A 24,404-nucleotide genomic window follows, 5' to 3' on the forward strand; every position below is an offset into this window, starting at 1 on the left:
CTTGATTCACAATGACCTCGGGCGACGAGCGTCGTCCGAAGGTCAATCGATCAAAATTCGGTATCGATGATTTCGCGTGCGGCGCGAGTGCCCAAGGCTCCCCAGACACCGAACGGTGACTTCGAACCAGGCGTCAAAAATCCGCCACCTTCGCGAACTTGAGCGCTGTTGCTGTTTCCAGCTTCGATCGAATCGGTGATGAACTTCACCGCTCCATCGCACATCAGGACGTGGACTCCACCTTGGTGGCGACTACTAGGCGTCACATCACCTTCGCGTTCTTGGTTGCCCTGGAAACAAAGCTCATCATTGGGCGCCAACACTGTGACGAAACCGGTGTACAGCGGACGGGCGAGGGCCCATTTGAATCCGCGACGCTGCTCCGCATCTCCGGTGAAGGGTGTCGAGCCATCGTTCCGCCAGAACTGAGGACGCTCCACATCGATGAATTGACGGCACGACAACGCGTTTCCTTCTCGCCAGACCTCAACCGGACTGTCGACAGCATGCGAACGCGTGTCGTAGTCGCCCAAGTCAGTGATGATTTCGCCCATAGCGAGGGTATTGGACAAACCATCGAGGATGTCTCGGAACTTCGTCTGCGTTCGTGGAATGAAAGCACCACGGCAGGCACTCTGCTGATAAATCCGTAGACCACGACTGGTACCATTGTCAGCGGTGTCGCCGACATCACACAGCGTTCCCGAGTCGCCCAAGCACACGGCATAGTTCGTACGCCCGTGAGCGGGCAAGCCAACGCCAGGATCACTGGGGCAACGGAAGCTCGGAAGGTTCGTCAACCAGGGGTCGTAAGGAATCGCGGCGTGGTCGGCCAACTGACGGTTGGGCCATGGCCCCATTGCTTGAAAACCGGTGTCGGTCGGATTGCTGATTACTTCCCATAAACCTTGTTGCTCGATGAATGGCAACATGCCAACCAAAGCAGACAAGTCGGACCGGTTACCGCCGGGTGGGTTGATCCCTGTGTCTGGTGGATACTGTGTGTACGTGCCCGATCCGTGCTTCGGCATCGCGTTGTACGCCGAGTGATAGTTGTGGATTGCTAAACCAAGTTGCTTGAAATTGTTGCTGCAACTCATTCGGCGAGCGGCTTCCCGGGCCGCTTGCACGGCGGGCAGAAGCAAACCAACCAGAACGCCAATGATGGCGATCACCACCAGCAACTCCACCAACGTGAAGCCCCGGTGCTTTCTTTGAAAACTCATTGAAAAGACCTTGAAGGAGAAAGATGTCCGATGAAAAGGCGGGGCGTGACAGGTCAACGACGAGCATGCCCGGTAAACAATTAGGGCTTGGTCGGATCCGATGGAGAAACCTCGGGCTTGGGCTCTTTCAGCTCTGGGTTCTCATTCAGAAACTGCGTCAACTCGTCGGTCGAGGTGGCTTCCGGCTCGGAAGAACCACCGCACCCACTGATCGCGGCGACACCGAGCAACGCAGCCAAGCCGCACGCTTTGAAACGACAAAAATTCACAGGCAAAACTCCATAGACTTGTGATTGATCGTGACAACGCCAGATCAAGAAAACTTCTGATTTTTCCTTGGCCACAAACCACTCAGCGAAGTGAGAGCTCAAGATTGGCCAAAAGGTGAAAAGCAATTAACGAGCAGGAATCATGCTCAAAAGACACGTTAAATCAACCGATTTTCACATTAGCATGCAAATATGACACGTTTTCGGCCATCTTTCACTCCCGAAACTGTATCGATTTCAAGAAGTTTGCCTGTTCCGATATGGGGCCAGCCATACGAAGGAGGAAAGAGTCATCGGTCGAAAACCCGTGCCAAAAACGCATGGGCGGACTGAAAACCCCTCCTCCTAAGCGAAGGAAGGCACCGCAAAGCAGGCCTATAGAGAGACTCAGCAACTTAGAGACACAGGTCTGTTTCGCGGCGAACGGTGTACGAGCCAGATCAGCTTTGCTTCTTGTCAGCGATCAGAATGACTCGATCCCCGATTTTGACCGGCACCCCGGTCACGGTGACTTGGTCGCCCTCACTCGGCTTTTTGGCCTCCGATGAGAGTCCCATGTCGACGGTCATCATCTTGTCGCCCTTGGTCTTTAACTTGACGACTAAGTGTTCTTTCCCACGGACCTTGGCAGTCTTGGTTGACTGAACTTGACCGGTGTACCGACTGCCGGAGCGTTCGACCTTGTACATTCCGTGCTTCGGTAAATCGACAGCGGTCGCCACTAGCACTTCCTTCTCGCCCCTCTTTACCATCGGTCCATAGAAGGTGGCCTGGTCATCTTTGAATAGCTGGACTCCGGTTGCATGTCCGCCGAGATCAATCCAGACGTCTTTTCCGTCTTGCGACTTCACCTGCATCATCAACGAGTACTCGTTGCCTCGTTGAACGGTTTTGATATCGCGAACCGTGCCCTTCACTTCATGACGTTTGCCGCTCAAGCCGTCTTTTACCGACTGTGCGATCCTGGACGGTGGGACCGCGTTCTTTGACGTGCTGCCCAGCTCCGAATAGTCGTAGCTTTCGTACACGCCATCGCCGTCTTCATCGTCGTAGGTGACGTAGGCGTCATTTAGGTAATCACCGTCACTATCGATGTACCGCGTCGATCGCTCGTACGTTCCGTCCTCATCGCGATCCTCGTAGGACACATAGCTTTCGTTGTAGTCCTCGCCATAGAAAGTATCGGCGGGGATGATCAGCTGGTCGTTGTCTGAGTCGCTGCTTGTTCGAGCGTCTTCATAGGAAAAGATCTCGTCGTCCCAACGTCCGATAGCCTCGTCCGTCGGGTTGTAATCGTTGCCGTCAAACCATTCCGAGATGTCGTACCAGGCATCGTCCTCAACTTTGCTGCCGCGGTCTTCCGGGTCAAAGTCGCCGGTTTGTCCCATCGCGACCGGCGTGCAAGCCAACGGAAAAGAGACGGCGGCGGTCGCGACCAAGGAACGAAGGAGTGGTTGTTGGCGATGAAGGAATTTCATGGGGTGAACCTTTTGATTGGTGTTGTCGAGTGCCCGCGACTGCTGCGGACATGGGTGAAAACACCACCAAAGAAGGCAAACGGCGCGCCACCTTGCCCGTTTACGGCCGCATGACAGACCTCACGCGATTGCACCACCTGATCTCGCACCACTGCGGTCGCCGAGCGATCATTTCGCATCGTCGCGCGAAATCGACTCGCACCCGAAAAATGCTTGCATACTTGCGGCATCCCGCATCAAATCGGTCAACCAGACGGTTTGCCGTGTGCTGAACCGACCGGTAGACTCCGGCGATTCTGCCTTTTTGACGCTAACAAGAGATTGCGAGCATGAGCTTTGGTGCCGGTGCAGACACGCAATTCGAAACCATGCGCGGTCGCGAATTTCCTGCGATTCGTCAATTCACCATCTTCCTCGAGAACCGAGTCGGGCAGTTGCTCGAGGTCGTTCGGCGATTTGAGGGGACTGGGATCCGAATTGTGGCCCTGTCGATCAACGACGCGGCGGAATGTGCGTTCGTTCGCTTTCTGATCAGCGACGCGGACCGCGGCCGAGAGATTCTTGAGCGAGCCGGGCTGGCCATCATCGAATCCGATCTGGTTGGCGTGGAGCTTCCCGAAGGCCCCCAACCACTGCTCCGTGTTTGCACGGCGTTGTTGCAAGCGGAACTGAACATCATCCAGGCGTACCCCTTGTTCATGCGTCCGCACGGCAAGCCAGCGGTCGCGATCATGGTAGAGAACATCGACTTGGCGATGAAAACGCTGACGGAGAAAGGTTTCCGAATCATCACCGAGGATGACTTGGACGCTGACAATCTTCCGCCGCAAGACATCTACTGAGTCGACTTGCTTCTCAGGCCGCACCGTACGATGGTTGATCGCTCCGTACGATGGCCTTCCAAGGCCGTCGAATCCTATGCTGGCGACTTCCCACGGCCATCTGAATCAGCAGGTTCGACAGCCTTGGAAGGACATCGCACATCTCATCCAACTGCCGCCTTCTTGACTTCCCGCCATGAGTGAACTGCCTCCTTACGATTCGTTTTTGCTGGTGTCCTTTGGAGGCCCGGAGGGGCAGGACGATGTGATGCCGTTTCTCGAAAACGTTTTGCGAGGCAAGAACGTGCCGCGCGAACGGATGCTGGAAGTCGCCGAGCACTACAAACACTTCGGCGGTGTCAGCCCCATCAACGAGCAAAACCGTCAGCTTATCGCAGCACTGCAAAAGCGATTTGACGCCAACGGAATCGACTTGCCGATCTACTGGGGCAATCGGAACTGGGATCCATACTTTGCCGACACGCTTCGCCAAATGAAGGCGGATGGCAAGAAGCGATCGCTGGCGTTTTTCACCAGCATGTTCAGCTGCTACAGCGGTTGTCGCCAGTATCGCGAAAACATCATTCAGGCTCGCGAAGAAGTTGGCGAGGGAGCACCGCTGGTCGAGAAAGTCCGGATGGGCTTCAACCATCCTGGCTTCATCGCTGCGATGGCGGACAACGTTTCAAAAGCGGCCCAAACCATCGGGGCATCGCCGGCCAGAACCAAAGTGCTGTTCACCGCCCACAGCATCCCGATGGGCATGGCTGACAATTGCGACTACGAAAAACAACTTCGAGAATCATGCCGTTTGGTTGCCGATGCTTGCGGTGCGGTGGATTGGGACTTGGTTTACCAAAGTCGCAGCGGGCCACCATCGCAGCCTTGGTTGGAACCAGACGTGCTGGACGCGATCGCCGAGATGGACGACGCTAAAAAATTGGAATCGTTGGTGATCCTTCCGATCGGATTTGTCAGCGACCACATGGAGGTTCTGTTTGACTTGGACGAGGAAGCCGCCCAGCTTTGCCGAGAACGCGGAATCAAAATGGCACGAGCCTCCGCGGCGGGAACCCACCCAGATTTCGTCGAGATGATCTGCGGATTGGTGCAAGAACGGCTCGGAAAACTGAACGAAAAACCCGCTCTAGGTGAACTGGGTCCCTGGCATGATGTCTGCCCGCAGGATTGCTGCTTGTACACGCCACGGCGGCCTCCGGTGGCGGGCGGGCGACCGGTTCAAGCCAATTGATGCGGCGGCTAGAATCACCGACGAGCCATCCTGATTCCGGCCACATCGGCTTCGTCGTCTGTCCACGAAGCGGTGTTTCTGCCCCCTTTTCGATCCTTCGTGAGCACCATGCCTCGACTCGCCCACCAAGTCTTCTTCACGACCAAAGACCGCAGCGACGAAACCATCAACGCGTTGTTGGACGATTGCCAAACCTATCTGAACGATCATCCCGGTTTGGTGAGCTTCGCCGTGGGACGCTGCGAGCCCGAATACGATCGTCCGGTCAACATGGACTTCGATGTGGTGCTGCATACAGTCTTCGAAGACCGTGCCGCCCATGACGCTTATCAAACAGCACCTCGGCACCTGGAATTCATCGAGCGTCAAAAACCCAATTGGGCCGAAGTTCGCGTGTTCGATTCGAATCTTCGCGACTGATGCCATCCAACCTTCACAACCACGTTTCACTCTTTTTAAAAAGCTAATATCACCATGAGTGTTTTGGTCACCCAAAAAGCCCCTGATTTCACCGCCACCGCCGTCATGCCCGATGGCACGTTCAAAGACGACTTCAAGTTGTCGGATTACAAGGGCAAGTACGTCCTGTTGTTCTTCTGGCCACTCGACTTCACTTTCGTCTGCCCAACCGAAATCATCGCGTTCAGCGACCGGGCCAAGGACTTCGAAGACCTCGGCGTGAACATTGTCGGCGTTTCGATCGACAGCCATTTCACTCACTTGGCATGGACCAACACGCCACGCAACGAAGGTGGCATTGGCAAGACCGCTTACCCATTGGTCGCCGACTTGAACAAGCAAATCTCGCGTGATTACGACGTGCTGTTGGACGGCGGCGTCGCACTGCGTGGTTTGTTCTTGATCGACCAAGAAGGCGTTGTGCGTCACCAAGTCGTCAACGACTTGCCGCTGGGCCGCAGCGTCGACGAAGCACTGCGAATGGTCAAAGCCCTCCAGTACTTCGAAACCAATGGCGAAGTCTGCCCAGCCAACTGGCAAGAAGGCTCGCGTACAATCAAAGCGGACGTGGAAGGCAGCAAAGAGTTCTTCGGCGCCGAATACAAAAGCTAAGCAAGCAATCGAGCTGATCCCATGTGGCAATTTCAAGATTTCGCGGCGCCGACCCCTGGCTCCGCTTGTGACCAGAACGCAGGCCAGTGCTTCACCGCGCACTGGAATGCGGACGGGCACGACTGGGTTTGCCACACCGCGGGCGGTTCCAAAGGAATCAGCTTCGGCGATCCCGATGGTTCTTTGCACGTGAACTTGTTGCCGGTTGGCGACGACGCGCTTCCCGTCGCCACGGAACAATCCGTCCGAGGCGACGTTTGGAACGTGACGCTTCCTCAAGCCGACAGCCAGTACTCACTTCGTCTGGCTCTGCGAGTCGTGGAAGCCACGGAAACTCGACTGGTCATTGAACCCACGCTGTCGATTCAAACACTGTTGCTGGACACGCACCCAACGCTCGACCTGACCGCCTTGGGCGATTGCGGCGTGATCTTCGACGAGGGCGACACCCTGGGTGACGGCAGTCCACCGATTTCAACCGTTCAATTGCATGGTGAAACCGGCTCCATCGCCGTGCTGCTCGCACCCACCGACGCCCCGTTCACGACCGATTTGCGTCGAGAAGGGCACCTGCAACTGCGTCTCTTCGGCGAATTCCTAGAAAAAGGCGTGATCCGCAAGGCTCGGCCTTGGATTGTGCTGGATCGCTCCGAACAGGGCGTTTCCGAGGCGGATCTCCAAGCGTATTTGAAACGATTGTGCGAAACGCCCCTGCCTTTGACGGCTTGAGCTTGCGTTTTTGGACCTCCAGGCTGCCTCGCGCATTGAGTTTGGCTTTTCAAGAACGCGTCGGGCGGCAAGAATAGCGGGCTTCCCCACCCGCCTCCCTTCTGATTGGCCGACAGTTCAGTGGAACGCCGACTATTTTCGTTCATCCTCTCGTCGATGGCGTTTTTCCTGATCTACATGTCCCTTCGGACCATGTTCGCGCCACCACTGCCACCGGAGGAAGACGCGATCGCCGAAGTCGACGGCGAAACCGTTGAACCAGCCGAGGACTTGGTTGCCGACACGGATGCATCCGAGCCCGGCGAAGGTGAAGGCGAAGAAGCTAACGAAGACACGGATGCGGTTGAGCGTCCCAGCTCGCCAACATGGTCGACCCTCGGTTCCATGGATCCGACCAGTGGCTATGTGATGCTGGTGACATTGAACAGTCGCGGCGGTGGCATCGAACGAATTGAACTGACCGAACGCAAAGAGAACGGACGTCTGAAATACCGACGCGTCGATGTTCGCTCCGGCTACCTCGGCTACTTGGCCGCCGACCCGACCGCCACGGATCTCGGGATCCGAGTCAACGTGGTCGGACCGGGAACTCCCGCGGATCTGGCGACCGCTTCCGGCGTGCAAGGTGGCCTGAAACCCGGCGACATCATCACCGGGTTCAACCAAAACAACGTCAACAACCTGTCCATGCTTCGCGAAGCGATGCTGGAAACCAAACCAGGCGAATCCGCCACCGTCACGGTTCTGCGGAACGAGAAATCGATCGACTTCACGACCACGCTGACCGAACACCCGCTGGACTTGATTCGATTGGCTGAACACGGTGGCGACGATGAAGTCGAAGGCAACCTCTCGCGGCTTTCCTGCCTGCTGACGGTGGGACGCGTCGGTCGCCGCGAAATTCAATCCGGCGAGAAGACCATCGAAGGCATGGTCGACACCGGCGATCTGATTTGGGATGCCTCCCAAGACGGGGACAACGTTTCCTACCAGCTGCAGTTGTCCGACTCTGAGATGAAGCCGGCTTCGGGTAAATCAGTCGGACTGCAACGGACCTACTCGCTGAAACCAGACAGCTACTCGCTGGACATGGACGTTCAGATCGACAACCGCGCCGAGGAAGCCCAAGAGCTGGCTTACCGAATCGAAGGTGCCAACGGCATCACGCTGGAAGGCTGGTGGTACAGCAACAAAATCAGTCCCAACTGGGGCGGCTCGGCCGCTCGCGACATCGTCTACAAAACCACCGCCGAAGGTCACGAACTGGTCTCCGGTTACGCACTGTTGAAGCGGGCGAAGAACGAATCCGAAGCGGATGACCAAACACTGTTCGCTCCCGATTCCGCACCACCGGCTCGCAACCTGAGTTACATCGGCGTCGATGCCCAGTACTTCACCGTCGCGATGTTGCCACCGGAAGGACAAGAGTCACTCAAGACATTCCGTCGTGCCGCCGCGAATATTATCGCCGACCCAAGTGCTGTTCCCGACAACAAAGAACGCGCCGTCAACGCCAGCTTCTATCTCGACAGTGCCATCGCAGACGTGCCCCCGGGATCGTCGCTCAAACAATCACTCCGATTGTTCGCTGGGCCCAAACAGCCCGACGTGATGGAAGCCTACGGTTTGGGCGACTGCATCTACTACGGTTGGTTCTCGTTCGTCGCTAAACCTCTTGGCGGGTTGCTGCACCTGTTTTCCAACGTCGGCAACTACGCCTTGGCAATCGTTCTGCTGACACTGTGTGTGCGAGGTCTGATGTTCCCGCTTTCGCGAAAAGCGGCGATCAACGCTCAACGCATGCAAGAGTTGGCACCTGAGCTGAAGAAGATTGCCGAGAAGCACAAAGACGACATGGAAGCTCGCGTCCGAGCCCAACGGGAACTGCAACAACGCGTCGGGTTCAACCCGATGGCGGGCTGTGCCCCCATGTTCCTGCAGTTGCCAATTTTCATTGGCTTGTACCGAACACTCTCCGTCGACATTGAACTGCGACAAGCTGCGTTTGCCTCGTGGACCACCTGGGCGTCAAACCTGGCCGCTCCCGACATGATGTATTACTGGGGCGACTGGATGTGGGACTACTTGGGAGGCCGCGGCACCGGTTGGTTGGGTCCGTACTTCAACATCCTGCCGATGATCGTGGTTTCGTTGTTCCTGGCTCAGCAAAAGATGTTCATGCCACCGGCTACGGACGAGCAAACGGCGATGACGCAGAAGATGATGAACTACATGACGTTGGTCATGGGCTTGTTCTTCTTCCGTGTCCCGGCTGGTTTGTGCATCTACTTCATCACCAGCAGTCTGTGGGGAATCGGCGAGCGGATCTTGGTCAAGAAAACGCTGCCATCGAAGCCTCACTTCGATCCAGCAACCCTGCAGGGCGCCGCCGCGGGTGGCGGCACGGTCGATGGCAAAGTCAACAATTCGGCGGGTGCCAATGGAAAGAAAAGCTCCGACGGCAAACCCAAAACGATGGCCGACCGACTTCGCGAGCGATTGGGAACTCCCGAAGAAGAAGCCGCCCCGCTACCCAAAGATCGCAAACGCCCACCATCGAAGAAGCCCGGCAACAAGAAACGCCGCTAGCGTCTTAAGACCCCCGACCGCGCAGCGGGAGGGTTCGGATAACGAGCGTTCAGCGAGATTTCTGGGGGAGGGCAATCCGCGCCACGTCCCACGCTCGGCCCCCTCCCTCGCGTATGCCTGAACGGCGTCGCTTGACCTCCCCCAAAACTTCGTTTCGGGAGAGGTGCGCAGGGTGAAAATCCGCCGGAAAGCGTTCTCTGAAAACGGCAGGCCGCAGCTTCGCGTACTGCGAGGCCAGAGTAGAACCGTTGTCTCAACTGTTCCGCCGGGCAACCCTCAACGGCCAGGCCTCATCACCATCCATCAAGGTCCGAAGGGGCGACAGATCCATTGTCAGAGTCGTCAGGCCCCGGAACGATGAACCACTCAAACAGCTCAGGCCGACGGAGGGCCTCCGTCGGCAACAGGTAACTCAACACTCCCACGACAACCTCGTCCGTGACAATGCCGGTGAATGTCGACCGCAACGCGGTGCAGGCGAATACGCCGATTTCTTGACGTTGCGATCGGGGCAGGGCAGGGCGGAGTGTCATTCCGCCACTTCCCAACCTTTCTTTGTCAAAACCAGCTCCTGCGACTTGTCCACTGTCCTTGCTTCCAAGCCATCAACTCGAAACGTGGTTGGAAAGCAGCGTTTCATGCTCACGGTCGTCCGTGGCGGCATCTCGAACTCGTCGACACTCTCGTTGGTTTCGATCGACACCGTTTGAGCTTTGCCGGAACGGTTTAGCACCGAGATCTCAATCTGCGCTGATTTGGGTCGACCAAACAAATGAACGGCGTAGTAAGTCGTTTGATCTTTCGTCGCGACAGCCGCCCCCGTTTGCGTGATGTGTTTGGCCACGATGTTCTCATGGTGCGGCGGTGAATCGATCCATCCCGGAACAAAGATATCAATCAAACTCTTCGCAGTGACTTCACCAGTGTTGGTGCGATAAGCAATGTTCTCTCTCACGACGCAGTACTCGTACCCCGCCGCTTCGGCACGCTCCGCCGGCGTCTTGCCATCCGCGTGATGACCGTACTTGCCCGATTCAGCCATGAACTCCGCAAACTTCTTCGCGGTTGCCTGCAACTCGTCGTTCACCTGCAACTGACCGAGCCCCTTCTTTTTGCGGTAGTCGTTGATTTGCTTGACGATTGCCTCTTCCACTTGCGTGACCAATTCGCCATCGCTTTCCGAATCAGCAGCGACCGCCGTCGATTCCTCTTGAGCCATCAACGGACCGACAAACAACAGACATCCAAGCATCAACCAACCACGCACTGCATCACTCCTGGTAGAGAATTTGAATTGAAACCGAATCACCCAATGAGCAGCATGATGCAATCGTCATGCCTATTCTTTGCCTCGTCTGTTTCGTCACAGCGCCGACCCAAATCAATCGGTCACGACCAGCGATTCCCTCCGCCTTCACCGAGCTGGTAAAACGTGTCGCACCCCTGATCAACAGCGCCCCTTTCGCTGTCCCCACTCACTGATTTGACACCGTCCCAACTCAGCATGCGAATTCAAGCTCCTTCTTTCGTCGATCTCGAAACGCCCACCGGTCCGATGCGGACGCATTTGTTTCGCCCGGACGGTCCCGGCCGCTATCCCGGTGTGATTCTTTACAGCGAGATCTACCAGATGACGGCGCCGATCGCTCGCACCGCTGCTGTGCTGGCGGGACACGGTTTGCTGGTCGCCGTTCCGGATGTCTACCACGAGTACACCGAACTGGGCGAGTCATTCGCGTACGACAAAGAAGGCACCGACCGCGGCAACCGATTGAAGATCGAAAAGGAAATCGCCGCCTACGATGCCGACGCTCGATCCGTCATCGACTTTTTTGGCAGTGACGAAGGCTGCACCGGAAAAGTCGGCACGGTTGGCATCTGCCTTGGCGGCCACCTGGCATTTCGGGCAGCGATGAACGAGGAAGTCAAAGCCGGAGTCTGCTTCTACGCCACCGACATTCATAAACGAAGTCTCGGCAAAGGCATGCACGACAACAGCCTCGACCGCATCCCAGAGATTCAGGCCGAGATGCTGATGATTTGGGGTAGGCAAGACCCACATATCCCAGCCGAAGGACGCCGGATGATTTACGACGCGATGACTGCTGCCGGCGTCAGTTTTTCCTGGCACGAATTCAATGGCGAGCACGCTTTCATGCGAGACGAGGGGCATCGCTACGACCCAGAACTCGCCTTGCTGCTCAACTCCATGGCGTGCCAACACCTCAACCGCCATCTGCGGTAGCGGCTGAGAAAGCGAATCCCCCGCCGATTCGCGATCTCACTTCGCAATTCGGGGTTGGTCGGAAAATCGTCCCACTTACGAATGAGCGACGATCGCGTATCCTTTGCGGTTCGTTTTCGCGAAATTCGGACCATCCGCCAGCTCCTGGGGGATCGTCCCGTAGCTTTCTTCCCCTCGAACCCTTTGATTTCGACCCGTGTTACGAACCCACACCTGCGGCGCGCTTCGCAAATCTGACGTCGGCTCCCCCGTGACCCTGTGCGGATGGGTGGACAGCAAACGAGACCATGGCGGAGCCGTTTTCATCGATTTGCGGGATCGTTACGGGCTGACCCAGGTCGTCATCGGACCGCCGGAAGCCAATGAAGCACTGATCAAACAAGCTGGCCACGTGCCAAACGAAAGCGTGATCCTGATCCGCGGCGTGGTGGCGGATCGCCTGGAAGGCAAAACCAACGCGAAATTGGAAACCGGTGAAATCGAAGTTCGCAGCGAACACTTCGAAATCCTTTCGGCCTCCGAAACGCCTCCCTTCACACCCGGCCAATCCGATCTGCCAGGCGAAGACTTGCGTCTGAAGTATCGCTTCCTGGACCTTCGCCGCAAAGAAATGCAGCAGGCCCTGATCCGTCGCAGCGAAATCATCAAGTGCATGCGGGACTACTTTGCCGAGCACGATTTCATCGACGTCGAAACGCCCATCCTCGGTCGCAGCACCCCCGAAGGAGCTCGCGATTACCTGGTCCCCAGCCGCGTGCATCCCAGCAACTTCTACGCGTTGCCTCAATCGCCGCAGCTTTACAAACAAATTCTGATGGTCGCCGGTTTCGACCGCTACGTCCAAGTCGCCAAGTGTTTTCGCGACGAAGACTTGCGAGCCGATCGCCAACCCGAATTCACGCAGCTCGACTTGGAAATGTCCTTTGTCGACTCAGAGGACATCATCGGATTGATCGATGGCTTGGTCGCCAAAACCGCAAAGCAGGTTTTGGGCAAGGACATCACGCTGCCGCTGCCACGCATGACCTACGAAGAAGCCATGCGTCGCTTCGGTTCCGATGCTCCCGATTTACGATTCGGTTTGGAAATCGTCGACGTCACTTCGGTGGCTGCGAAGACCGACTTCCGAGTCTTCCGCGGAACCGCCGACGCCGGCAACTTCGTTCGTGGCATCAACGTCAAAGACTCGGCCCTCAAGTTCTCACGACGCCAAATCGATGAACTGACCGCGTTTGTTCAACAAGACTTCGGTGCCAAAGGTTTGGCTTGGTTCCGCGTCGAAGATGACGGAACGCTTTGGAGCCCGATCGCGAAGAACTTCGATGAAGAACACTTGGCTGAAATCAAAGCACTCATGGGCGGCGAACCCGGTGACTTGCTGATGTTCTTGGCCGACACCTGGGAAGTCACCTGCAAAGGCTTGTCCGGTCTTCGCAAACGACTGGCCGTGGAACTGAAGCTCTACGAAGACGGCGAGCTGAACTGCAGTTGGGTGACCGAGTTCCCCATGTTCGAGAAGGACGAAGAAGCCGGTCGCTACGTCGCCATGCACCACCCCTTCACCGCTCCTCTCGAAGAAGACCTGCCGCTTCTGAAAGAGTCGCCCGAGAAATGTCGTGCTCAAGCCTATGACTTGGTCATCAACGGATCGGAAGCCGGTGGCGGAACGATTCGGATCCACGACAGCAAGGTTCAATCGCAAGTGTTCGAACTGCTGGGCATGGACGAAGAAACCGCTCGCGATCGTTTCGGGTTCTTGCTCGACGCGTTGCGTTTCGGTGCACCTCCACACGGCGGGATCGCCTTGGGTGTCGATCGCTGGGTGATGCTGTTCGCTGGCCTCGAAAACATTCGCGAAGTGATCGCGTTCCCCAAAACGCAAAAGGCTGCCGACATGATGACCGGAGCTCCTGGCGAAGTGGACGCGGATCAACTCAACGAACTGCATCTGCGAACGGTGTCCGCCAAAACCTGATCTCGAACTCGCATCAATCTAGTTGCCCGGCTCACCTCGTTGGTTCACTAACCAAATCTTGCTACAAACGTTGGTTGGAGCGAGGTCGGAGCAGGGCAGGGCTGTCGTGCGTTCACTGCCGTCTGGTCTCGCCGATTGAATCTCTTTTCTATCGACGGATCGCATCATCGCCGCTAATCGCCACCTCGGTTTGTTTGGAGCCACCAGCGTCGGCGTCGGCGCGATCGTGGGCGGCGGGATCCTCGCACTGGCCGGAGTCGCGTTTGCGACAACAGGTCCATCCGCGATTCTGGCGTTTGGCCTCAACGGCGTCATCGCGATCCTGACCGCGCTCAGTTTCGCGGAGATGGCGTCGAAGTTCCCCGAATCCGGCGGCACTTACACCTTCAGCCGCAAAGTCCTCTCAGTCGAATCCGCTTTCACGGTGGGTTGGGTCGTTTGGTTTGCATCGATCGTTGCCTCCGTTCTCTATGCGATCGGCTTCGGTAGTTTTGCGACGCTGTTGCTGAGCGAACTGTATTCGACTCAGGGTTCGGTCCCACATTGGCTTGGCGAACCCTGGAGCGTCCCTGTCGTTTCGCTTGCGACGACCGTCGGTATCGGCGGCCTGATGACGTTTCGAACGTCCGGTGGAGGAGCCTGGATCAACGTCGCCAAAGTGGCTGTCTTCTCGGTTCTGATCATCGGCGGATTCTGGATGCTGACCGGGCAACCCGTTTCCAAAACCACCGCGGAATTGCGTCCGTTTCTCGCATCGGGCTGGGGCGGTTTGGTACAAGCCATGGGATACAGCTTCATCGCCTTGCAGGGGTTTGACTTGATCGCCGCAGTCGGCGGTGAAGTTCGCGAACCGACCAAGAACATCCCACGAGCGATGTTGCTGTCGCTGGTCATTGCGTTGCTGATCTATTTGCCACTTTTGTTTGTGCTGACCACCGTTGGTACCGATGGATCCCAAAGCATTCGCGAATTGGCCGCATCCGATCCCGAAGCCGTGGTCGCACTGGCCGCGCGGCACTACCTCGGCACATCAGGCTATTGGCTGGTGCTGATCGCGGCGGTTCTCTCAATGTTCTCGGCTCTTCAAGCCAACCTGTTTGCGGCATCGAGAATTGCTCTCGCGATGTCTCGGGACAACACACTCCCGAACGCACTGAGTCGTTTGGCCGCCGGATCCGGTTCCCCCTGGATCTCGGTGTTGGTGACGACCGGTTTGGTGTGCTTGCTGATTCAGCTTTTGCCAGACATTGCGGCGGCCGGGGCGGCATCCAGCTTGATCTTCCTGGTGACATTCGCGATCGCCCATTGGTTGGCCATATTGGTACGGCAACGCAGCGTGCTGACACCGCCACCGTTCCGAGTTCCGGGTTACCCAGCCGTTCCTGTCGTTGGCGGCTTGGCTTGTTTGGCGTTGGCTATCTTCCAAGGCATCGCGGTGCCTGAAGCTGGAATCATCGCGGTCATGTGGATCGCGATTGGCGGCGTACTGTTCCTATCCTTGTTCGCTCGTCGAGCCCGGCTGACCGATGTGTCCAACATCGCCAGCAATCCTGAACTCTCGCGATTGCGCGGTAACTCGCCGTTGGTATTGGTGCCAATCGCGAATCCGAACAACGCTCGCGCGATGATTGCGTTGGCGGACACCTTGGTCCCCGCCGCCCTGGGACGCGTGCTGGTTCAAACCGTTGTCGTCGCACCTCACGACTGGGATCCGTTGGTCAATCACCGGCCCTCCGCTCAACTTCACTCGGTGATGAACGAAATCTTGCACGCCTCCGCGAGTCTGGGTGTGCGGTGCGAAACCCTGACCACGGTTTCTGCGGAACCCATGATGGAAATCGCCCGCGTCGCCAAACTGCACCAATGCCAATCGGTGCTGTTGGGCTTGAGCGAGATCACTCCGGAGGCACGCGACACGCCGCTGGAAGGTTTGCTCGGGCAACTATCCAGCGATGTTGTCGTGCTTCGTGCTCCCAAGGATTGGCAGCTCGACCAAAGCCAGCAGATTCTCGTTCCGGTCGGTGGACGTGGCGGCCACGACTACTTGCTCACTCGACTGCTGAGCAGTCTCTCTCGTGAACAACAAAGACAAGTCAAGTTTCTGCGAGTGATCCCCACCGATACACTTCGTGCCGATCAAAAACGTATTCGCAAAGAGTTGGATCGGACAACTCGAGTCAACGCGGGCAGGGTTTGTGAACGCGAGGTCGTGCGGAGCAATGATCCAGTCAAAACAATCGCCGACCGAGCCGGCACGGCAGGACTGATCATTCTGGGTGCTCAACGACTGGGACCACGGCAAAAGCTATTCGGTGACTTCACCCGCAAGGTCGCGCTCGAATCCGACTGCCCCGTGATCATCATCAGCCGCCGCGGCTAAGGAACGAAAACCTATAAAGTCGCTGGCAACTGACAGACTCCAGACATCGGCAATCTCATTGCCTCGCACCTGCTGGAGAGCCCAATCGCCTGCTGCGATTGGTCGCGTTCAGGCCGACGGAGGGCCTCCGTCGGCGACAAGTAACTCGACATCTCCCAAGACGGCCCCGTCCGGGGCAAGGACCGCGAGGCCAGAGTAGAACAGTTGTCTCAACTGTTCCGTCGGGCAGCCTTCAAAGGCCAGGCATCGTCGGCAACCAAGTCCACTTCCAACCGTTCGCGTCACGCGACTCGACGACAGCGACGGCCCACGCAAACATTTGGGGACAAATGTTCTACTCTGTTTCCCACGACAGCCCCGTCCGGAGGCAGGCCGATGCAACGAACGAATGAGCCACATTGCCAATCACCATCGTTCCACCCAACAAGGTCCGAAGGGTCGACACAGCAATTCCCCCGAGCAGAAGGTCGCTGGCAATTGACAGATATCAGACTTCGGCGAGCTCATTGTCTCACACCTGCTAGGGAGCCCAATCGCTTGCTGCGATTGACTGTGATCACGACAACTCTTTTTTCAGCTTTGCGTCGGCAGTGTTCATCTCATCCTGCGACTTGAATTCGACCACGATCGTCTTCAGCCGAGAGGTTTCGCCGGCGACGATCGCCACACGGCCCTTGCTGACGCGCAACCATTTCGCAAGTGAAGCGATGACCGCTTTGTTGGCTTTGCCATCTTCCGGCACAGTGTGAACCGACACTTTCAAAGCTCCATCGTGCAGCCCACCCACGGATGCCTTCTTGGCTTTGGGAGTGACCCGCACGCGAAACCTCCATGTCAATCCATCGCATTGTCGATCCAGTCCTGCTCCTGGCTCGCTCATCACTCAGCATCAGTTGGCTGTGACAACTTGGCTGATCGACGTCCAAGGTTGCCATAGCGGTGATAATCATGCGAGATCGATTGCTCGTTCAGGTATCGCAAGCATTCAATGCGTCCGTGATCCACCACTGGTTCATCAATCACCGTGATGAAGCGGCGTCCGCAAGCTCGACGAATCGATTCTTTCGCGTGGGTCAGCGTACGCATTCGGCTAACACCACCGCCTTCGATTCGCTCGATCAACTGCTCCACGGATTCTTCGATGGGATCAATCAATCCGGGCAACCAATCGGCGGTGGTTTCCAGCATCGCCGACTTCGACCGATCCAGCTCAGGTGACAGCGAAAGCGTGAACTGGGTGCCCACGCAAACCGCCGCCGAGATCGCCACGATCGCATCCACAATGTCGTCGTCCTTCTCGATTCGAATCGTCATGCCATCGACGGATCGATAACGACGAATATTGTCTTGGCCGGTCAATCGATAGGTGTCGTGTTCCAACGCGAAATCAGTTGCATTGGCGATTTCTTGCGACGTGATCGCTCGTTCGATTCGGAACTTCTGACCATCGCCCAACATCTCGTCGGAATAGCGACCACGCTCGATCCAATCCCGCATCCGATCGAGCTGGTCGTGCGAAGCTTCGACTTCGTCCGTCGGTGGTGTCCAATCGCTGGCATGTGTGACCTTGGAAAGGGCAAGCACATAATTTGGACCGCCGGCTTTGATACCGGGACCGTAGGCGGACAGACCGACTCCGCCAAACGGTTGCCGCAACACGATCGCGCCGGTCGTTGGACGATTGATGTAGAGGTTGCCAGCAGGAATGGATTCTCGCCACAATTTGATTTCTCGATCGTCCAAACTCTCCAGTCCGCTGGTCAACCCATAACCGGTCGAACGCACGATTTCGATCGCTTCTTCCAGTCGACCAAATCGCATCACACCCATCACCGGTCCAAACAACTCGGTCGTGTGAGTGAAGCTGCCCGGTTGCACGTCCCATTTGACGCCCGGCCGGTACAACGTTGGGTTGCCATCGACATGCTCGGACATCACCAACCAAGATTCACCACCCTCGAGTTCCTGCAAACCACGTCGCAGTTTGTCGGTTGGCGGATCGACCAACGGGGTCACGCGCGTGTGCAAATCCCAGGCGGAACCAACCGGCAGACTTCGAACCGCGTCGGCCAAGATTTCTCGGAATTCCGGATCGTCGAACACTTCGTTTTCGAGCAACAACAGCGACGTGGCACTGCATTTTTGTCCGCTATGACCAAACGCCGAGTGCAACACGTGCTTGATCGCCAAGTCGCGATCCGCCATCGCGGTCACGATCGTGACATTCTTGCCACCCGTTTCCGCCAACAAGTGCAAATCGGGGCGAACATCCAACATGCGTTTCGCGGTCGATGTGCCACCGGTCAGGATGACCGTGTCCACGATCGGATTCTTGACCAACTGCTCCTCAGCGACCTCATCATCACAAATCACAAATTGCAATGCGTCGCGAGGAACGCCCGCGTCCCAGAATGCCTGGCACATCAGCCACGCCGGCAACAAAGTTTGCATCGATGGTTTCACAACCACGGGGTTTCCCGCTGCGATCGCGGCAGCGATTCCGCCACATGCGATCGCCAATGGGAAGTTCCAAGGCGTGATCACAGCAACGACTCCGCGTGGCTCACACTGGATGCCTGCACATTCGTCCCAAGCTTTCATCGTCAGCGGGTAGAACTCCAGGAAGTCAATCGCTTCGCTAACCTCAGGGTCCGCCTCAGCCACCGTTTTTCCAGCACCGGCCACCATGCTTCCGATCCAATCCCCACGTCTTTCGCGAGCCAATTGCGCGACTGAACGTAGGACTGAATAACGCTCATCAACAGATAGATCCGCCGCCCAGGTCGATTCGCTGGATGCTCTGACGGCGGATTCAACTGCGGGCGAAGTTGCATTCTTGTAACGACAAGTCACGACGCCGGGACGCGAGACATCGTCGGTGGTGAACCATTCCGCTGAAACGCGATCGTCTCCGTCCAGCGAATCCACGTCGGGTAAACCAACCAGCACCGGCGTCACACGAGTTGCCTGCTCGTCACAAAGTGGCTTCCAACGATCTAATGTTTCTTGTGCCCATTTCGAATTATGAGGCAGCGACCAATCGGTATCGGGTTCATTCACGAACTGCGTCCAATGCTCCGCCGCGGGTGGCTGCACGGGAGTCTGGTATCGATTCTGGGTTCGTCGAGGCTGCACGGAAACCGTTTCGCAATCCATCAACGCGTCCTTGAACCGTCCCGCCAACAATTCAAAGTCGGGTGAGTCCGGCTGCAATCGATACGCATGACGCAGGAAGTTCTCGGCGCCGGTGTTTTCATCCAAGCGGCGAATCAAATACGTGATCGCATGCAAGAAATCTGATTTTTTGCAAGCTGGAGCGTACAACAACATCGCCGCGTCTCGTTCCGTCAACGCCCGGCGTTGATGATTGGCCATGCCCTCCAGCATTTCGAACTGGACCGAATCCGAGGCTCCTGATCGCTGAGTCCAAATCATCGCCAGCGCCACATCAAACAAGTTGTGCGAAGCGACACCAACGCGAATGTTCCCATCCGCAGCAGCACTGATCAGCTCCCTGAGCATGCGTTTGAAGTTCGCATCCGTATCGTGCTTGTTCGTGTACGGAGCCAGCGGCCATCCACCAACGGAAGCATGCACTCGTTCCATTTCGAGGTTGGCACCTTTGACCAAACGGATCGTCAACGGAGCACCGCCACCGGCGACTCGCTTCGTCGACCACTCAATCAGGTCTCGCATGACTAAACAAGAATCTGGCACGTAGGCTTGCAACGCGATCCCAGCTTGAACGGAATCCAGATCGCCGCGTTCCAATGTCTCGCGAAGCACGTCCGCGGTCAGATACAAATCGCTGTACTCTTCCATGTCCAAGTACACGAACTTGTCTTTGGCCTTGGAACCATCGTCCATGTGGTTGGCGTTGCGATACAAACGTTCCAAGCGATCGGCGACCATGCGAATCGTGTGTTCTCGTGCCAGCGGAGACACTTGGCTGTAGAGCGTGGTGAGTTTGACCGAGATGCAACGCACCTCGGGCATGCGAAGCAATTCGTAGAACGACTGCATCCGCTTTCGCGTTTCGTCGTCACCCAGCAACGCTTCGCCGAGCAGGTTCACATTCATCGCCACGCCGTGACGCTGGCGAGATGCCAAGTGCGGAGTCAATAGATCCGGTTCTGCTGGCAAAATCACATTGGCCGTTTCACGGCGCATCTTTTCTTTGACCAACGGCACCGCCACGCCGGGCAGATACTCGCCAAAGGATTGGAACCCTTTCAGCATGGCCTGTTCGACCGGACTGAAGAATCGCGGAATACCTTGCAGATCCAACAAGTGGGTCATCTGGTCCGCCACACGGGCCGGCGTGTGTGTGCGAAACGCTTGGTCGGTCATCTCGACCAAAGTCGCCTTGTCGGCATCGTGGCCGATCATTCGGTCCAGTTCCGATTGCTGGCGACGTTCCTGGGGTGTCTGCAATGCACGCGACTCTCGCAAAAGATCAGCCGCCATCTCAATCGCGGCAGCGGCATCTTGCTCGGGGTCAAACCCCTTCCATGTTGACGACAAGGTTGAGTCGGGCTGATTCAAGACAAGATCCTTCACAAGAGATTCTGCGGAAACGAAGATCGAGGACACGAGGTTCGCCGATCAACCATTGACGGCTAAACTTTCGCAACTTGCAACCGCCTGTTTTCACAACGATTTCTTTATGGCATTCCGCCGCGACCCAAAGACGCCTGCAATGACGACTGATTTGCCGCAACATGTGTTCCGTTTACGAGTTCGCTACGACGAATGTGATCCGATGGGACTGGTTCATCATTCAAATTACTTGCGATATTTCGAAATCGGACGGACCGAATTCCTTCGATCGTCGGGGGGCCGGTACCGTGAAGTGGAAGAAGCGGGGCTGTATGTCGTGGTGGTCCACATCGATTGTCGCTATCGTGCCTCCGCACGTTATGATGATGAAATTGATATCGTGACGAGAATCGCCAAAATCACTGCGGCCAAAATCATCCATGAATATGAGATTCGCCGCGGAGACGAGGTGCTCGTGCAAGCGACCGTGACCTTGGCGGTGATAGATAAGACCGGTCGATTGCAACGTGTTCCCGAAGCATTGTTGACGTAAAGCTCTTTGACTCTTTCCTTCCTGGTGCCCTCCCAATGCGTCCTGACCAACCTACCCGATCGCTCAGCAACCGCCGCCAATTCCTTCGCCGCATCGGAGTCACATCCGCCGTCGGCTACGCCGCCTACTTGGCTCATCAAGTGAGTCCATCACCACTGAGCGTCAACGGTTTGCCGGGGCAGGGCAGGGCACTTTGGGCCGAAGAACTCAGCGAATCCAAGACGGAAACCAGCACTGGTTATCTCAAGCAATCATTGAAAGCCGGCATGATTCGGGCCGGGAAATCCGACGCAGCCAACCCTTGGATCGAACGGTTTCGAATTGCCAAGGATGCCGGCTTTGAAGGAGTCGAACCCAACACGTCACCCGGTATGGATGTCGAAGCGATGGTCGCCGCCTCGGCGGAAACCGGTTTGACGATTGACGGAACCGTCGGCGGCTATCACTGGGGTACAACGCACACCAGCTCCGATGCAGCGACTCGCAAGAAAGCACAGCAATTGCTCGAGGAGTCGCTGCAACAAACCGCCGACTTGGGCGCCAACACGTTCCTGATCGTTCCCGGCCACGGCAAAGACGGCACGGCCGAAGAAGTCCGCCAACGAGCTTTCGAAGCTCTTGATCGCGCCGTTCCCCTGGCCGAGAAGCTTGGCGTCAAAATCTTGATCGAGAACGTTTGGAATCACTTCCTCTACGACCACGGTGGGGACGAAAAGCAATCGGCTCAACCACTGGCAGACTTCGTTGACTCGTTCAACACATCGTCGATTGGCGTCCAATTCGATCTTGGCAACCACTGGAAGTACGGCGATGTGGCCGAGTGGGTGAAGACATTGGGGCATCGCATCGGAAAGCTTGACATCAAGGGATTCTCGCGCGAACAGGGACGCTTCACCGACGTCACCGAAGGTGACATCGATTGGGCGAGCGTCCGAAAGGCACTCGCTGAGATTAAGTTCGAAGGCTGGGTCGCGGCGGAAGTCGGTGGCGGCGATGCTGAACGACTGAAGAAGATTCACGGCCAAATTGAAACCGCGTTGCACTGCTCAAAATCGCTTTCACAAATCAAGGCGGAGACCGCGTGACGGCGTCGCAACCACTGGACCAAGCCGACCAAGACTCTGAATCATCCTCCGCAGGTTCATCCGCCGCGGAGACAGAGCACGTCAGCGTGATGCCAAATGAGATCGTGCAATGGGTTCGAGAAATCAACCCGACCACGATCATCGACGGCACCTACGGTGGCGGTGGGCACACGCGTTTGTTGGCCGAGGTTTTGGCCGACGCGGGTTCCGACTCAGACACCCCACGTGTGATTGCGATTGATCGTGATCCCGCTGTTGTTCGTCGGGATGAACAAAAGTCTTGGATCAAAGATGATCCGCGAATCGAGCTGTTCCTGGGCAGCTACGAAAGCTCGCCCAAGGCACTCGATGCGTTGGACCTGACGCACGCGGATGCGTTGGTACTGGACCTCGGTCTATCCAGTGATCAACTTGCCGACCGGAATCGCGGCTTCACATTCACAATTGATGACGCGGAATTGGACCTTCGTTTCGATCCAGAAAACGGAGTACCAGCGCACCGCTGGCTGCAACAACACAGCGAAAAAGAAATCGCCGACGCAATCTATCGATTCGGTGAAGAACGATTCAGCCGACGCATTGCCAAGCAGATTTTCTTGCGGGCTCGTGAACGCAATCCGGTGACCAAGGTGGGTGAACTGGTGGAGATCTGTCGCCGCTGTGTGCCTCGTTCACGCAACCATGACATTCATCCCGCGACGCGAACGTTCCAGGCGCTGAGGATCGCGGTCAATGATGAGCTCGGCGGATTGACCCGCACGTTGCAGTCGGCTCCCGACTGGATCGCCCCCGGTGGTCGAGTCGCGGTGATCAGCTTTCACTCCTTGGAAGACCGCATCGTCAAAAATGCTTTCCGTGAGGATCACCGATGGGAAATCCTGACGAAGAAACCGCTGCGTCCCACCGACGAAGAGGTCCAAGCGAATCCTCGCAGCCGCAGCGCGAAACTACGCGTCGCCAAACGAGTGGAGTGAACACGGCAACCCGTAGCACGTTGGTTCCGAACGTGAATCCGCCCGTCTCGGTGGAGGACCATCGAGCAACAGTTCGAAATGCCTCATTCGCCTCGAGAAATTAGCCAACCTTCCGGCGGTGGTGGTAGGTCGAATGCGTTGTGATAGTCTCGCTGGCGCATCTCGATCCAAAACAATGTCTCTTCGGCAAGTGACTTGTTCGCGGGAGAGAACGCCGACCAGCGAACCGCCTCAGTCACTCGCTCCTTTGCCATGGTGAAGTCTTGTCGTGCTGCCGCGGCGATCGACGCGTTGATGAGTGCTGCCGCATTGCGTGGGTGCGATTCCAACACCTGCTGCCAACGATGCTCCGCCGCCGGCCAATTGCCTGATCGGGCCAATTCGTTTCCACGTCGAATCGCTCGACTGCCTGGAGACAATCTCGGCGAAGCCAATGTCACCTGTTGCCGATCAACGCTGGCGGCGAGCAGTCGTTTGGTTTCTAGAACAACCGCTCGGCGTGTTCGTTCAGCGACATCGGGAATATTCAACAGATGCGGATACCGTTGCGAGATCAGCGCCTCGTCGACTGAAACCGGCATCCCGGCCGATTCCGCATCGGCCTGCAGTCCAGTCAATCGCCAAGACAGGCTGACTTTATCGTCGCGATCCTCGTGACCGGTAGCCTGCAGAATTTCACCATGCAGCAGATAACGCAACCCTTCGCGTCGAGCGGCCGCGCTGACTGCCATATCGTTGGGTTCCTCTTCGAAACCTGAAACGAGGCGAATGTTCGCTGGGCTTTCCAGTTGCTCCGCCGCGATCAATCGCCAACGCGAGGGTTGGTCCGTCAGCAGAGCATCCTCAATCGGTTCGGCCCACTCGTCAGGCCCTGAGATGCCCATAAAAGCGACTCCAGCGGGCTCGACGGCCAGCTGTGGCGGTTGCCAAACGTGGACTGGGGCGGTGGTCTTGCAGCCAGTCAGCAAGATCCAGCAGGCGCACACCCCTATCCAAGCACCTCGGGACACCCAAGGTGAGGGCCAGCGTCGCTCGATGGGAATCGCCGAGCCTAGCATGCAGAAAATTAGCTTCCTTTCGAACACGAACCGGATCCCCGCGGAAATGGACCCGAAGCGGACGGTAGCCAAACAGAGCGTCTCGCGGCAAGTTATCTTGTGTGAACTAGACTTAGAAACTGTCCGTGAAACTCGTTCTCGCCCCACGCTGATTTTTTTG

Annotated in this window: 20 protein-coding genes; 12 read left to right on the forward strand and 8 right to left on the reverse strand. The window is 56.9% G+C overall.

The window, feature by feature from the left end; all coding sequences use genetic code 11:
• Nucleotides 1–50: 50 nt before the first annotated feature.
• The 3 genes from RB_RS16825 to RB_RS16835 all read right to left on the reverse strand — a co-directional run bounded on the left by RB_RS16825 (nucleotide 51) and on the right by RB_RS16835 (nucleotide 2,973).
• Entirely contained in the window at nucleotides 51–1,226 is a 1,176-nt protein-coding gene (locus RB_RS16825; RefSeq protein WP_007331729.1) for a DUF1559 domain-containing protein, read from the reverse strand.
• 80 nt (nucleotides 1,227–1,306) lie between these two features.
• Nucleotides 1,307–1,495, reverse strand: coding sequence for a hypothetical protein (locus RB_RS16830; RefSeq protein WP_231845718.1), 189 nt, complete (start codon nucleotides 1,493–1,495; stop codon nucleotides 1,307–1,309).
• 440 nt (nucleotides 1,496–1,935) lie between these two features.
• Nucleotides 1,936–2,973, reverse strand: a complete 1,038-nt coding sequence (locus tag RB_RS16835) for a hypothetical protein (protein ID WP_011121764.1) — start codon at nucleotides 2,971–2,973, stop codon at nucleotides 1,936–1,938.
• Between the two features lie 329 nt (nucleotides 2,974–3,302).
• Between RB_RS16835 and RB_RS16840 the strand changes: the two genes are divergently transcribed.
• The 6 genes from RB_RS16840 to RB_RS16865 all read left to right on the forward strand — a co-directional run bounded on the left by RB_RS16840 (nucleotide 3,303) and on the right by RB_RS16865 (nucleotide 9,435).
• Complete coding sequence (locus RB_RS16840; protein ID WP_007327088.1) at nucleotides 3,303–3,815, forward strand: acetolactate synthase; 513 nt, start codon at nucleotides 3,303–3,305, stop codon at nucleotides 3,813–3,815.
• A gap of 175 nt (nucleotides 3,816–3,990) precedes the next feature.
• Entirely contained in the window at nucleotides 3,991–5,046 is a 1,056-nt protein-coding gene (locus tag RB_RS16845; protein WP_011121766.1) for a ferrochelatase, read from the forward strand.
• Between the two features lie 108 nt (nucleotides 5,047–5,154).
• The gene (locus RB_RS16850; RefSeq protein WP_007336823.1) at nucleotides 5,155–5,466 is read left to right on the forward strand and encodes a Dabb family protein; all 312 of its coding nucleotides are present in this window, start codon (nucleotides 5,155–5,157) and stop codon (nucleotides 5,464–5,466) included.
• Nucleotides 5,467–5,520: 54 nt separating this feature from the next.
• Nucleotides 5,521–6,117, forward strand: a complete 597-nt coding sequence (locus RB_RS16855) for a peroxiredoxin (RefSeq protein ID WP_007327091.1) — start codon at nucleotides 5,521–5,523, stop codon at nucleotides 6,115–6,117.
• A 21-nt stretch (nucleotides 6,118–6,138) separates the two neighbouring features.
• On the forward strand, nucleotides 6,139–6,846 hold the full coding sequence (locus tag RB_RS16860; RefSeq protein WP_011121769.1) for a hypothetical protein: 708 nt from the start codon (nucleotides 6,139–6,141) through the stop codon (nucleotides 6,844–6,846).
• A 120-nt stretch (nucleotides 6,847–6,966) separates the two neighbouring features.
• A complete protein-coding gene (locus RB_RS16865) occupies nucleotides 6,967–9,435 on the forward strand; it encodes a YidC/Oxa1 family insertase periplasmic-domain containing protein (RefSeq protein WP_164922134.1) in 2,469 nt (822 codons plus the stop codon).
• Between the two features lie 293 nt (nucleotides 9,436–9,728).
• On the opposite strand, the gene RB_RS16875 is transcribed toward RB_RS16865, so the two are convergent.
• Nucleotides 9,729–9,968, reverse strand: a complete 240-nt coding sequence (locus tag RB_RS16875) for a hypothetical protein (protein WP_011121772.1) — start codon at nucleotides 9,966–9,968, stop codon at nucleotides 9,729–9,731.
• The gene (locus RB_RS16880; protein ID WP_164922136.1) at nucleotides 9,965–10,702 is read right to left on the reverse strand and encodes a CAP domain-containing protein; all 738 of its coding nucleotides are present in this window, start codon (nucleotides 10,700–10,702) and stop codon (nucleotides 9,965–9,967) included. Before RB_RS16880 ends, RB_RS16875 begins: the two co-directional genes overlap by 4 nt.
• Before the next feature lie 237 nt (nucleotides 10,703–10,939).
• On the opposite strand from RB_RS16880, the gene RB_RS16885 reads away from it, so the two are divergent.
• The 3 genes from RB_RS16885 (at nucleotide 10,940) to RB_RS16895 (ending at nucleotide 16,035) form a co-directional block, all read left to right on the forward strand.
• Nucleotides 10,940–11,680, forward strand: a complete 741-nt coding sequence (locus RB_RS16885; protein WP_164922137.1) for a dienelactone hydrolase family protein — start codon at nucleotides 10,940–10,942, stop codon at nucleotides 11,678–11,680.
• 196 nt (nucleotides 11,681–11,876) lie between these two features.
• Nucleotides 11,877–13,655, forward strand: coding sequence for an aspartate--tRNA ligase (gene aspS / locus RB_RS16890; RefSeq protein ID WP_011121776.1), 1,779 nt, complete (start codon nucleotides 11,877–11,879; stop codon nucleotides 13,653–13,655).
• Nucleotides 13,656–13,845: 190 nt separating this feature from the next.
• Nucleotides 13,846–16,035 (forward strand): amino acid permease, encoded by a 2,190-nt coding sequence (locus RB_RS16895; RefSeq protein ID WP_011121777.1) that lies wholly within the window; start codon nucleotides 13,846–13,848, stop codon nucleotides 16,033–16,035.
• Nucleotides 16,036–16,591: 556 nt separating this feature from the next.
• Here RB_RS16895 and RB_RS16905 read toward each other — a convergent pair.
• On the reverse strand, nucleotides 16,592–16,915 hold the full coding sequence (locus RB_RS16905; RefSeq protein WP_193427739.1) for a DUF167 domain-containing protein: 324 nt from the start codon (nucleotides 16,913–16,915) through the stop codon (nucleotides 16,592–16,594).
• On the reverse strand, nucleotides 16,915–20,628 hold the full coding sequence (locus RB_RS16910; RefSeq protein ID WP_011121781.1) for a bifunctional proline dehydrogenase/L-glutamate gamma-semialdehyde dehydrogenase: 3,714 nt from the start codon (nucleotides 20,626–20,628) through the stop codon (nucleotides 16,915–16,917). The genes RB_RS16905 and RB_RS16910 overlap by 1 nt, the downstream gene beginning before the upstream one ends.
• A gap of 73 nt (nucleotides 20,629–20,701) precedes the next feature.
• On the opposite strand from RB_RS16910, the gene RB_RS16915 reads away from it, so the two are divergent.
• From RB_RS16915 to rsmH, 3 genes are read left to right on the forward strand one after another with little or no spacing between them, the layout of a single operon-like run.
• Entirely contained in the window at nucleotides 20,702–21,127 is a 426-nt protein-coding gene (locus RB_RS16915) for an acyl-CoA thioesterase (protein WP_011121782.1), read from the forward strand.
• Nucleotides 21,128–21,162: 35 nt separating this feature from the next.
• Complete coding sequence (locus tag RB_RS16920) at nucleotides 21,163–22,212, forward strand: sugar phosphate isomerase/epimerase family protein (RefSeq protein ID WP_011121783.1); 1,050 nt, start codon at nucleotides 21,163–21,165, stop codon at nucleotides 22,210–22,212.
• Nucleotides 22,209–23,186: a 16S rRNA (cytosine(1402)-N(4))-methyltransferase RsmH gene (gene rsmH / locus RB_RS16925; protein ID WP_011121784.1), complete on the forward strand. Its 978-nt coding sequence runs from the start codon at nucleotides 22,209–22,211 to the stop codon at nucleotides 23,184–23,186. The genes RB_RS16920 and rsmH overlap by 4 nt, the downstream gene beginning before the upstream one ends.
• An 83-nt stretch (nucleotides 23,187–23,269) precedes the next feature.
• Here the strand turns inward: rsmH and RB_RS16930 are convergent, their stop codons facing one another.
• Nucleotides 23,270–24,070 carry a hypothetical protein gene (locus RB_RS16930; protein WP_231845720.1) on the reverse strand — a complete coding sequence of 267 codons (801 nt, stop codon included), beginning with the start codon at nucleotides 24,068–24,070 and terminating at the stop codon, nucleotides 23,270–23,272.
• Nucleotides 24,071–24,404 lie beyond the last annotated feature (334 nt).

The sequence above is a fragment of the Rhodopirellula baltica SH 1 genome (assembly GCF_000196115.1).
In the GTDB taxonomy this organism is placed as follows: domain Bacteria; phylum Planctomycetota; class Planctomycetia; order Pirellulales; family Pirellulaceae; genus Rhodopirellula; species Rhodopirellula baltica.